General features: G+C 70.3%; 10 protein-coding genes and 1 riboswitch. Of the genes, 6 read left to right on the top strand and 4 right to left on the bottom strand.

Features of this window, described 5'->3' with window-relative positions; all coding sequences use genetic code 11:
• Nucleotides 1–19: 19 nt before the first annotated feature.
• Complete coding sequence (locus tag ACFXAE_RS03405; RefSeq protein WP_384707269.1) at nt 20–628, top strand: type VII secretion system-associated protein; 609 nt, start codon at nt 20–22, stop codon at nt 626–628.
• Between the two features lie 54 nt (nt 629–682).
• The gene (locus ACFXAE_RS03400; protein WP_384707266.1) at nt 683–1,054 is read left to right on the top strand and encodes a hypothetical protein; all 372 of its coding nucleotides are present in this window, start codon (nt 683–685) and stop codon (nt 1,052–1,054) included.
• A 433-nt stretch (nt 1,055–1,487) separates the two neighbouring features.
• On the opposite strand, the gene ACFXAE_RS03395 is transcribed toward ACFXAE_RS03400, so the two are convergent.
• The 4 genes from ACFXAE_RS03395 to gcvT all read right to left on the bottom strand — a co-directional run bounded on the left by ACFXAE_RS03395 (nt 1,488) and on the right by gcvT (nt 5,902).
• A complete protein-coding gene (locus tag ACFXAE_RS03395; protein ID WP_384707264.1) occupies nt 1,488–2,855 on the bottom strand; it encodes an L-serine ammonia-lyase in 1,368 nt (455 codons plus the stop codon).
• Between the two features lie 162 nt (nt 2,856–3,017).
• Complete coding sequence (glyA, locus tag ACFXAE_RS03390; RefSeq protein ID WP_384707261.1) at nt 3,018–4,277, bottom strand: serine hydroxymethyltransferase; 1,260 nt, start codon at nt 4,275–4,277, stop codon at nt 3,018–3,020.
• Nucleotides 4,278–4,292: 15 nt separating this feature from the next.
• Nucleotides 4,293–4,670: a glycine cleavage system protein GcvH gene (gcvH, locus tag ACFXAE_RS03385; protein ID WP_384707258.1), complete on the bottom strand. Its 378-nt coding sequence runs from the start codon at nt 4,668–4,670 to the stop codon at nt 4,293–4,295.
• A gap of 113 nt (nt 4,671–4,783) precedes the next feature.
• Nucleotides 4,784–5,902, bottom strand: a complete 1,119-nt coding sequence (gcvT, locus tag ACFXAE_RS03380) for a glycine cleavage system aminomethyltransferase GcvT (protein WP_384707255.1) — start codon at nt 5,900–5,902, stop codon at nt 4,784–4,786.
• A 170-nt stretch (nt 5,903–6,072) separates the two neighbouring features.
• Nucleotides 6,073–6,173, bottom strand: a riboswitch (glycine riboswitch).
• Nucleotides 6,174–6,395: 222 nt separating this feature from the next.
• Between gcvT and ACFXAE_RS03375 the strand changes: the two genes are divergently transcribed.
• From ACFXAE_RS03375 to ACFXAE_RS03360, 4 genes are all read left to right on the top strand, one after another.
• Nucleotides 6,396–7,064, top strand: coding sequence for an AAA family ATPase (locus ACFXAE_RS03375; protein WP_384707252.1), 669 nt, complete (start codon nt 6,396–6,398; stop codon nt 7,062–7,064).
• Nucleotides 7,065–7,117: 53 nt separating this feature from the next.
• Entirely contained in the window at nt 7,118–7,897 is a 780-nt protein-coding gene (locus ACFXAE_RS03370; RefSeq protein ID WP_384707249.1) for an enhanced serine sensitivity protein SseB, read from the top strand.
• Between the two features lie 189 nt (nt 7,898–8,086).
• A complete protein-coding gene (locus ACFXAE_RS03365) occupies nt 8,087–8,875 on the top strand; it encodes an enhanced serine sensitivity protein SseB C-terminal domain-containing protein (RefSeq protein ID WP_384707246.1) in 789 nt (262 codons plus the stop codon).
• Between the two features lie 441 nt (nt 8,876–9,316).
• The gene (locus tag ACFXAE_RS03360; protein WP_384707243.1) at nt 9,317–10,987 is read left to right on the top strand and encodes an ABC transporter substrate-binding protein; all 1,671 of its coding nucleotides are present in this window, start codon (nt 9,317–9,319) and stop codon (nt 10,985–10,987) included.
• Nucleotides 10,988–10,993: the final 6 nt, after the last annotated feature.

The raw sequence follows: 10,993 nt of genomic DNA, 5'->3' as shown, positions 1-10,993 counted from the left end.
CAGGGGAGAGCACGTGCGGATGAACGGGACGACCGGGCGCGGCGGGACGGCGATGCCCACGCCCCCCGACGACATCGTCGAGGCCGCACGGCTCGCGCCGGAGCACTGGATCAGCATGATCGACCCCGGCTGGGACGGCGAGGGCGTGCCGCCCGCCCGGGTCGTGGTCGGCCGCTGGCGCACGGGAACGACCGGCGAGATCGAGGAGTGGGAGGACAACGAGGCGTACCGCCCCTCCCCGGAATCGCTCGGCTGGCCCGAGCCCACCGACGACGTCGACAGAGCCCTCCAGCTCGCCGTCACCGGTTACGGACCGCCCGAGGACGCCCTGCGCGCCCTGGCCACCGCCGAGGTGGCGGTGCTGACCCTGCCGGACGGGTCCCTGGTGACCGCCGCGGTGGAGGACGGCGGGCTCGTCGTCCCGGTCTTCACCGCCTCACCCCACCTCGACACCATGGGCGGCTTCGCCTTCGAACGCCTCACCGTCCCGGCCCTCCTGGACCGCCTGCCCCCCGGCCACGCGCTCTACGTCAACCCGGCCGGTCCCGCGGGCAGCGTGCTGGAGTCCGATCGGCTCGCGGAGACGATCGCGGACGGAACACGACCGGACGGCACCCGGCCCTCATGACATCACCGGGTGACGGCCCCCAGGGCTCGGGGACTTCCACGAAGGAGCGTGTCCGTGCAGCGCACCGGTCTGTACTACCCGTACGTCCACTTCCGTGATCCGGCGTGGATCAAAGCCGCCGCGCTGTACTTGCCGGAGATGACCCGCGTGGTGCCCGAGGGCTTCCGCGTCTCGGACCCGGACCACGTCCGTGTCCTGCGGGACGGCCTCGGCTTCGTCCAGGACATAGGCCCCGCCGGGGCCGTCGAGGCGGCGTCGCGGCATCTGCCGCGACGCGTGGACGAGCGCGGTGAGGAGGTGCGGAGCCGTTTCGGCGTCCGCGGCACCGGCGCCGCGGACGCCGTGGACGTGGTGAACGCCGAACGCCTCACTCTGCCGAAAAGGGTGAGCATCCGGCGGACACATGTAACTTGTGCGCTCAAATGAGCGGAATGTGAACACTGGAGATCGGAATGCTCCCGCTTTTCAAAGCGACACATGCCTTCCGGTGGTGTGGTGAGGGATCACGCCCCGTACATCGCGCCGTGCCCACGCCGGTACGCAGCAGTCGGCGTGAGCTCCACCGTGAGACCGCCGGCCCGTCCGTACACGGCGATGCGTTCTGCCAGTTCGAACAGTGCATCCCCGCGCGCGGTCAGGTGTCGACCAGGTCGCCCCGAAAGTACGAGGCGGTCGCGAGGATCTCGTGACGGGGCTTCGCTCGCCTGGTCCATGCCGGGAGGCAAGCCACCACCGTCCTCTTCTGTCCGGTGTCGTACCAGGGCGCCCGGTCCCGCAGCGCCGCCCGGACGAAACGATGGATCACATCGAGGCGTTCGAGGTTGTACCGCCCACAACCACCCGCTCCGGGCCCGGTCCCTCAGCACTCGATGATGTTCACCGCGAGCCCGCCCCGCGCCGTCTCCTTGTACTTGACCGACATGTCCGCGCCGGTGTCCTTCATCGTCTTGATGACCTTGTCCAGGGACACCTTGTGGGAGCCGTCGCCGCGCATCGCCATCCGGGCCGCCGTGACCGCCTTCACCGCGGCCATGCCGTTGCGCTCGATGCACGGGATCTGGACGAGCCCGCCGACAGGGTCGCAGGTCAGGCCGAGGTTGTGCTCCATGCCGATCTCGGCGGCGTTCTCCACCTGCTCCGGGGAGCCGCCCAGCACCTCCGCGAGGGCGCCCGCCGCCATCGAGCAGGCGGAGCCGACCTCGCCCTGGCAGCCGACCTCGGCGCCGGAGATCGAGGCGTTCTCCTTGAAGAGCATGCCGATCGCGCCGGCCGCGAGCAGGAAGCGGACGACGCCCTCCTCGTCGGCGCCGGGGACGAAGTTCATGTAGTAGTGCAGAACGGCCGGGATGATTCCCGCCGCGCCGTTCGTCGGCGCGGTGACGACCCGGCCGCCGGCCGCGTTCTCCTCGTTCACGGCCATGGCGTAGAGGGTGATCCACTCCATGGCGAGGGCCTGCGGGTCGCCCTCGGAGCGCAGCTTGCGCGCGGTGTTCGCGGCCCGGCGGCGCACCTTCAGACCGCCCGGCAGGATGCCCTCGCGGGACATGCCGCGGTCGACGCACGCCCGCATCACACGCCAGATCTCCAGCAGACCCGCGCGGATCTCCTCCTCGGTCCGCCAGGCGCGCTCGTTCTCCAGCATCAGGGCGGAGATGGACAGGCCGGTCTCCCGCGTCAGGCGCAGCAGCTCGTCGCCCGTGCGGAAGGGGTACTTCAGGACGGTGTCGTCCAGCACGATGCGGTCCGCGCCCACCGCCTCCTCGTCGACGACGAAGCCGCCGCCGACCGAGTAGTACGTCTTGGTCAGCAGTTCCGCGCCGGAGGCGTCGTACGCCCACAGGGTCATGCCGTTGGCGTGGTAGGGGAGCGTCTTGCGGCGGTGCAGCACCAGGTCGTCGTCGAAGGAGAACGCGATCTCCTGCTCACCGAGCAGCCGTATCCGGCCGCCGTCCTTGATCTTCTCCACCCGCTCGTCGGCCGACTCCACGTCCACCGTGCGCGGCGAGTCGCCCTCCAGGCCCAGCAGGACCGCCTTGGGCGTGCCGTGGCCGTGGCCGGTGGCACCAAGGGAGCCGTACAGCTCCGCCCGGACCGAGGCGACCGAGTCCAGCAGGTCCTCGTTGCGCAGCCGCAGGGCGAACATCCGGGCCGCCCGCATCGGGCCGACCGTGTGCGAACTGGACGGGCCGATGCCGATCGAGAAGAGATCGAAGACCGAGATGGCCACGGGAGGACTCCTAAGGGTTCGGCGGACGACGCTGTCCACCGGGGGAGGGGTGGTTCGGAGAAGAGGGATCGTTTACGCAGTGGTGCATGGTGCGGGGCACCGCGCCCACTGACCCAGTGTGCGCGATGCCCCTGATGTCCGTACGTGTAAAAGCGTACGAAATTACTTCAGACCGGGGTACAAGGGGTGCTTCGCGGCGAGTGCCGTCACCCGGGCCCGGAGCGCCTCCCCGTCGAAGGACGGCTTCAGCGTCTCGGCGATCACGTCCGCGACCTCGGCGAAGTCCTCGGCCGTGAAGCCGCGGGTGGCCAGGGCGGGCGTGCCGATGCGCAGACCCGAGGTGACCATCGGCGGGCGCGGGTCGTTCGGGATCGCGTTGCGGTTGACGGTGATGCCGACCTCGTGGAGGCGGTCCTCGGCCTGCTGTCCGTCCAGCTCGGAGTCGCGCAGGTCCACCAGGACCAGATGCACGTCCGTGCCGCCGGACAGCACGTCCACGCCCACGGCCCTGACGTCGTCCTCGACCAGTCGCTCGGCCAGGATGCGGGCGCCCTCCAGGGTGCGGCGCTGGCGCTCCTTGAAGTCCTCGGTGGCGCACACCTTGAAGGCGACCGCCTTGGCAGCGATCACGTGCTCCAGCGGACCGCCCTGCTGACCGGGGAAGACCGCGGAGTTGATCTTCTTGGCCAGTTCCGCCGTGGAGAGGATCACCCCGCCGCGCGGGCCGCCGAGGGTCTTGTGCGTGGTCGTCGTCACGACGTGGGCGTGCGGCACCGGGTTCGGGTGCAGACCCGCGGCCACCAGACCGGCGAAGTGCGCCATGTCGACCATGAGGTACGCGCCGACCTCGTCCGCGATCCGGCGGAACGCGGCGAAGTCGAGCTGACGCGGGTACGCCGACCAGCCGGCGACGATCAGCTTCGGCTTGTTCTCCTTGGCGAGGCGCTCGACCTCGGCCATGTCGACCTGGCCGTCGTCGCCGACGTGGTACGCGACCACGTTGTAGAGCTTGCCGGAGAAGTTGATCTTCATGCCGTGGGTCAGGTGCCCGCCGTGCGCGAGGTTCAGACCCATGATCGTGTCGCCGGGCTTGAGCAGCGCGAACATCGCGGCCGCGTTGGCCTGCGCGCCCGAGTGCGGCTGCACGTTGGCGTGCTCGGCGCCGAAGAGCTCCTTGACCCGGTCGATGGCGATCTGCTCGATCACGTCGACGTGCTCGCAGCCGCCGTAGTAGCGGCGGCCGGGGTAGCCCTCGGCGTACTTGTTGGTGAGGACCGAGCCCTGGGCCTCCATGACCGCGACCGGGGCGAAGTTCTCCGAGGCGATCATCTCGAGGGTGGACTGCTGGCGGCGCAGCTCGGCGTCGACCGCGGCGGCCACCGCCGGGTCGAGCTCGTGCAGGGGCGTGTTCAGAACGGACATGCGGCTACAGACTCCTCAGCCGGCGATTTCGGCGTCGTACTCGGCGGCGGTCAGCAGATCGGCCGGCTCGTCGGTGACGCGCACCTTGAACAGCCAGCCACCCTCGAAGGGGGCCGAGTTCACCAGCGACGGGTCGTTCACCACGTCCTCGTTGACCTCGGTGATCTCACCGCTGACGGGGCAGTAGAGGTCGCTGACCGACTTGGTCGACTCCAGCTCGCCGCAGGTCTCGCCCGCGGTCACGCTGTCACCGACCTCGGGGAGCTGGACGAAGACCACGTCGCCGAGCGCGTTGGCCGCGTGCTCCGTGATACCGACCGTCGACACGCCGTCCTCGGCGGCCGACAGCCACTCGTGCTCCTTGCTGTAACGCAGCTGCTGGGGGTTGCTCATGGCCTGGACTCTCCTGTACGGGGGAACTGCTGATGACTGAGGGGACTGCGTACGGCGCCCGTGAGCAGGCACGACGTGCTCACCCCACGCGCGTGAAGCCGTCTACGACGGTGTCACTTCCGCCGCTGGTAGAACGGCAGCGCCACGACCTCGTACGGCTCGTGGCTGCCGCGGACGTCCACGCCGACACCCTCGGTGCCCGGCGCCGCGTACGCCGCGTCGACGTACGCCATCGCGATCGGCTTGCCCAGGGTGGGGGAGGGTGCGCCGGAGGTGACCTCGCCGATCACCTCGCCGCCGGCGACGACCGCGTACCCGGCGCGCGGGACCCGGCGGCCCTCGGCGACCAGGCCGACCAGGACGCGCGGCGGCTCGGAGGCGGCGCGCCCGGCGGCCTCGGCGAGCGCCGTACGGCCCACGAAGTCGCCCTCCTTCTCGAACTTCACCACCCGGCCGAGACCGGCGTCGAAGGGCGTGAGGGAGGTGCTCAGCTCATTGCCGTACAGCGGCATGCCGGCCTCCAGACGGAGCGTGTCCCGGCAGGACAGCCCGCAGGGGACCAGGCCGGCGCCCTCGCCCGCCTTGGTCAACGCCTGCCACAGCTCGACCGCGTGCTCGGGCTTCACGAACAGCTCGAAGCCGTCCTCACCGGTGTAGCCGGTACGGGCGATGAGCGCGGGCACACCGGCGACCGTGCCGGGCAGACCGGCGTAGTACTTCAGGCCGTCCAGATCGGCGTCGGTGAGCGACGCGAGGATCGCCGGGGACTCGGGACCCTGCACGGCCAGCAGCGCGTACGCGTCGCGGTCGTCGCGGACCTCGGCGTCGAAGCCGGCCGAACGCTCGACGAGCGCGTCGAGCACCGTCTGCGCGTTGGAGGCGTTGGCGACCACCATGTACTCCGACTCACCGAGCCGGTAGACGATCAGGTCGTCCAGGATGCCGCCGTCCTCACGGCAGATCATGGTGTAGCGGGCGCGGCCGGGCTTGACGCCCCCGATGTTGCCGACCAGGGCGTGGTCGAGGAGCGCGGCGGCCTCCGGGCCGGTGACGGTGATCTCGCCCATGTGCGAGAGGTCGAACAGGCCGGCCTTCGTACGGACGGCGTTGTGCTCGTCGCGCTCGGAGCCGTAGCGCAGGGGCATGTCCCAGCCGGCGAAGTCGGTCATCGTCGCGCCGAGCGAACGATGCAGGGCATCGAGCGCGGTCCGGCGGGGTTCGGTACTGCTCATCGGTCGGTCTCCCAAAGGCATGACAGGCGAGGGCGTTTCCTCCCCATCTGTCATCGGAACCTGAGAGGTTCGCCATGACCGCCCCCACAGGGGGCGTCCTGGCTTGCACCTTGGGTGGAGCCACCGGAGCACTGCTGGATGCCCTTCGGTGGCCCGCTTTTCAGATGTGCCTCGCCCGCGCGGTAACGGGGCCTGAGAGATTCAAGGGAGGGACTTGCTCCTTCGGCGCCCCGGCGGCAAACGGTGCCGAGGACTCTCCCGCGCGGATTCAAGCGGCCGGTATGCAGTTGGCGCGCCCATCATTGCACGCATCGCGGGGGCGCGGCAGGGGGACCCTTCCCAGGGGGTGCACAGGGTGTGCGGGCGCCGTCACAAGGGGCTGTGACAAGCCTGTTTCAGGAAACGGACGGAAACGACAGACCCCGGCATTACCTTTTCTTTACACTCGGCGGGGATCGGTACTCGTACCCGGCCCCAGGGGAGGACGATCACGGTGAACAGGACCACGGCGTGCGCCACCACCACGGGCGTCACGCTGCCCCAGCAGCCGGCCGCTCAGGCCCGGGGGGCCCGCGGCGCGCTGCCGGCGCCCGTTGTCCGCGATCTGCGCGCGCGGGCCGGCCGCAGCCCGCGCGCCCTGCTCTTCGGACCCCGGGACCTCGTCGTGGTCACCGGGCTGCCCGGCAGCGGCAAGTCCACACTGATGCGGCACACGGTGCGCGGCACCCGCGTCGACTCCCAGGACACCCGGGACCGCTGGGAACGCCGCATGCCGCGCCTCCTGCCGTACGCGGTGTACCGCCCGCTGGTCCGCCTCTCCCACTACGCCGGGCTGCGCCGCGTGCTGCGGACCGGTGGACCGGTCGTCGTGCACGACTGCGGTACGCAGGCCTGGGTGCGCCGCTGGCTGGCCCGCGAGGCCCGCCGCCGGGGCGCGAGCCTGCATCTGCTGCTGCTCGACGTCACCCCGCAGCAGGCCCTGGCCGGCCAGCGCGAACGCGGGCGCGGTGTCTCGCGGTACGCGTTCCTGCGGCACCGCGCGGCGAGCGAGCGGCTGCTGCGCGCGGTGGAGCGGGGTGCGCTGCCGGCGGGCTGCGGTTCGGCGGTCCTGATCGACCGGGACGCGGCGGACACGCTGCGCCGGGTCGGCTTCACGGGCTGACCGGATAGCCTTTCCAGCCACAGCAGTGGTTCCAGGCAGCAGGCGGTAGGCAGATGGACTTCCCGGCGGACTTCCCGGCACAGGCACACCCCCACCCGCACGGCGGATGGCCCGGCAACGAGTTGGAGGAGGTGCTCTCGGCCTCCCTGGGCGTCCCCTCGGCGGGCGGCAGGATCGTCGAGGTGCTGGGCCGCAGCTTCGTCTGGGTCCCGCTGCCGAACGGCGGCGGCCCGGACAGCGGCTCGCTGGACCTGCCGACCATGGAGATCGACGGCCAGGCCTACGTCCCCGTCTTCAGCTCCGAGGAGCAGTTCCGCCAGGTCGTCGGCTCCCACCTGGCGTACACCGTCGCGCCCGCCGTGGAGTTCGCCCGCGGCCTGCCGCCGCAGGCCGGGATCGCGGTGAACCCCGGCGGCGTGGTCGGCATTCCGCTGCCGCCGCCCGCCGTCGCCGAACTGTGCCGGGCCGGACGCGGCCCGTTGGACGGTCCGGCGGCCGGCGGCCGGGTCCGGCTGTTCGAGCCCGACTGGCAGGACGACCCGCTGGACTTCCTCGCCGCGGCCTCGGCGGAGTTCGACTCCCTCGGCGTGGTGACCACCGCCCGCCGCTGCCTCGCCGCGATCGAGACGGCCGACCCGGTCCTCTTCATCGGCGTGGAACTCTCCCAGTGGGAGGGCGACGCCCGCACCCTCCCCCTGAACGCCCTGGGCCGGGCCCTGGGCCGAACCCCGGCCCCCTGGCCGGTCAACCTCATCGTCCTGGACATAGCCCAGGACCCGGTGGGCGACTGGCTCCGCACCAAGGTTCACCCTTTCTACCGACGCGAGCTGTAGCCCCCAGGAGCGCGGGGCTGTATCGATGTGCGGCTCCGCCGCGCGGGCGCGGTCAACCACAACGCACCCGCACCCGCCGGACGACGCGCAGCCCCGAGCCCTTCTGCGCGCTTGCCGCACAGCAGCCCGCCGCACGGCGTCGGCTTAAGCTAGGTTCATCCGCTGGCGAGGTACGGAGGGGCGATACAAGTGAGCGCTGGCACCGCGGCGGCCGGACAGGTCGAGCACATGCTGCGCCAGGTGACGCCCGGGCGTTACGACGCGTACGAGGCGCTGCTGCGCGCTCTCGCGACCCCCGCCTCCGGCCAGGTCTGGATGCTGCTCTGGCACGGCCAGGCCGGCTCCTCGGACGCCCAGTACGGGAACATGGAGGTCGACGGCCTAGGCTACGCGCCCTGCGTCACCTCGGCCCAGGAGCTGTCCGCCAGTGGCTGGAACCGGTCGTACGAGGTGGTCGACGGCCTCGAAGTGGCCCGCGCGCTCTATCCCGACCACTACGGGCTCTGGCTCAATCCGCACGCCCCCGGCGGCGGCGTCGGCATCCCCTGGCTGGACCTGCGCCGGATCGCCGGCGGCCTGGACCGTCAGCCCGCCGGACCGCTGCGGCTGTCCGAACCGGCCATCGAGATCCCGCAGTTCTACGCCCTCCTCGCGCAGAACGCCCACCGCACCCCGGCCGTCCGCGCCCTGCGCCGGGCCTGGGTGCAGCCCGCGCTGGGCGCCCCGTACCTCGCCATCGGCCTGGACGTGTACGACACCTCCCCGCCCGCCGTGGACGCCGTACGCGCGATGATGCAGCAGTCCCTCGGAGCGGTCCCGGACGGGCTGCCCGTGTCGACCGTCGCGATGTCCGACGGGCACGACCCGGTCGCGATGTGGCTGCGCGCCAACTCCCGCCCGTTCTACGACCGCGAGGCCCACGGCGCCGCGGCGTCCCCCGCCGCGGCCTACGGCTACCCGCCCGCGCACCGGGGCTGACCGCCCGCGCACCGGGGCTGACCGCCCGCGCACCGGGGCTGACCGGCCCGGACGTCACCGTACTGACGGGGTGTCACCGTCCACGGAGTGGACAGGGGCGCGAACCGGAGTCGGTGCGTCCGTACCGCCCGCCGCACACCGTCGGCTTCACGCCAGATTTTCGGCCATGCGCACTCAGCGACAGTCCGTTGACCGCCTGTCACCTGCGGTTTCACTCGTTCTTCACGGCGTCCGGCGTCACCTGGGCGGCGGTCGGGAAGGTCGTTCTGTGTCCGGCGGGTTAAATCCTGACGAAGGGACGCCTGAACAGTCCCTTATGTCAACTGTTCAGATCTCAGGTAGGTATCACCGCTATCCGGACTGTTCCTGACGCCCTGCGATCGTCTGTAGTGTTCGGCCGGTCAAGATGCATCCACATAGCGGACCCGGAGTGGCCCCAGTATGCGCATATTCAAGTCCCGAGGCGCTCGGGCGATCACGGCCGCGGTGGCGGTCGGTCTGATCGCCACGGGCTGCTCCAGCGAACGGGACGCTGACAACGAAAGCAGCGGCAAGAAGGACACCTTCGTGTTCGCCGGTGCAGGTGACCCCGGTTCCCTGGACCCTGCCCTCGCGAGCGACGGTGAAACCTTCCGCGTGACGCGTCAGGCGTTCGAGGCCCTGCTCGAGCACGAGTCCGGCGGCACCAAGCTGGTCGGCGGCCTCGCCGAGACCTGGTCGAGCAACGACAAGGGCACCGTCTGGACCTTCAACCTCCGCAAGGGCGTGAAGTTCCACGACGGCGAGGCGTTCAACGCCGCGGCCGTCTGCGCCAACTACGACCACTGGTTCAACTGGACGGGCACCTACCAGTCCAGCGCGGTCTCCTACTACTGGCAGACCATCATGGGCGGCTTCGCGAAGAACGAGGACAAGGAAACGCCCGAGGCGAACTACAAGTCCTGCACCGCGAAGGACGAGAACACCGCCGTCATCGAGGTCAAGAAGCCCTCCGCCAACCTCCCCGGCGGCTTCTCCCTCCAGGCCCTGGCGATCCACTCGCCGAAGGCCCTCCAGGCGTACGCGAAGGAAGAGGCGACCGCCAAGGGCGACGCCATCACCTACCCCAAGTACAGCCAGGAGGCCGGCACGGTCGCCGGCACCGGCCCGTACAAGATCACGAAGTGGAACAAGGGCAACAAGGAAGTCACCCTTGAGCGCTTCGACGACTACTGGGGCGACAAGGCCAAGATCAAGAACCTGGTCTTCCGCACCATCGACACCGAAGAGGGCCGCCGCCAGGCGCTCCAGGCCGGTGACATCGACGGCTACGACCTCGTCGCCCCGGCCGACGTCAAGACCCTCGAGGACGAGGGCTACGTCGTCCCGACCCGTGGCGTCTTCAACCTCTTCTACGTGGGCATGAGCCAGGGGGCCAACAAGGCCCTCAAGAAGAAGGAAGTCCGCCAGGCGATCGCGCAGGCGATCGACAAGGAGAACCTGGTCAAGACCCAGCTGCCCGAGGGCGGCAAGGTCGCCGACCAGTTCGTGCCGGACACCATCGCGGGCTACTCCAAGAACGTCAAGAAGTACCCGTACGACACCGCGGCGGCCAAGGGACTCCTCAAGAAGGCCGGCGAGGAGAAGCTCAAGGTCGAGTTCTGCTACCCGACCGAGGTCACCCGCCCGTACATGCCTGCCCCGCAGGACCTGTTCGAGCTGATGAAGGCCGACCTGGAGAAGGCCGGCATCACCGTCACGCCGAAGGCCATGAAGTGGGCCCCGGACTACCTGGACGCCACCGAGGCGGGCTCCTGCGACCTGCACATGCTCGGCTGGACCGGTGACTTCAACGACGGCTACAACTTCATCGGCACCTGGTTCGCCGAGTACGACAAGCAGTGGGGCTTCAAGGACAAGAAGGTCTTCGAGGCCGTGAACGCCGGCTCGAAGCTGGGCAAGGCCGAGGAGCGCGTCGCCGCGTACGAGAAGGCCAACGAGGCCATCATGGAGTACCTCCCGGGTGTCCCGGTCTCGTCCTCCCCGCCGGCCATCGCCTTCGCCAAGAACGTGAACCCGCCGAACGTCTCCCCGCTGACCCAGGAAGTCTTCGCCGAGACCTCCTTCAAGTAGGCGAAC

Source organism: Streptomyces sp. NPDC059454, assembly GCF_042749965.1.
Taxonomy (GTDB): Bacteria; Actinomycetota; Actinomycetes; order Streptomycetales; family Streptomycetaceae; genus Streptomyces.
Note: the sequence above shows the minus strand (reverse complement) of the source record. Positions and strands in the feature narration are given on the sequence as shown.

Excerpts from the sequence above, each read along its gene's own strand:
- ACFXAE_RS03360 (WP_384707243.1), top strand. The coding sequence starts at position 9,317 with ATGCGCATATTCAAGTCCCGAGGCGCTCGGGCGATCACGGCCGCGGTG.
- gcvT (WP_384707255.1), bottom strand. The coding sequence starts at position 5,902 with ATGAGCAGTACCGAACCCCGCCGGACCGCGCTCGATGCCCTGCATCGT.
- glyA (WP_384707261.1), bottom strand. The coding sequence starts at position 4,277 with ATGTCCGTTCTGAACACGCCCCTGCACGAGCTCGACCCGGCGGTGGCC.
- gcvH (WP_384707258.1), bottom strand. The coding sequence starts at position 4,670 with ATGAGCAACCCCCAGCAGCTGCGTTACAGCAAGGAGCACGAGTGGCTG.
- ACFXAE_RS03370 (WP_384707249.1), top strand. The coding sequence starts at position 7,118 with ATGGACTTCCCGGCGGACTTCCCGGCACAGGCACACCCCCACCCGCAC.
- ACFXAE_RS03405 (WP_384707269.1), top strand. The coding sequence starts at position 20 with ATGAACGGGACGACCGGGCGCGGCGGGACGGCGATGCCCACGCCCCCC.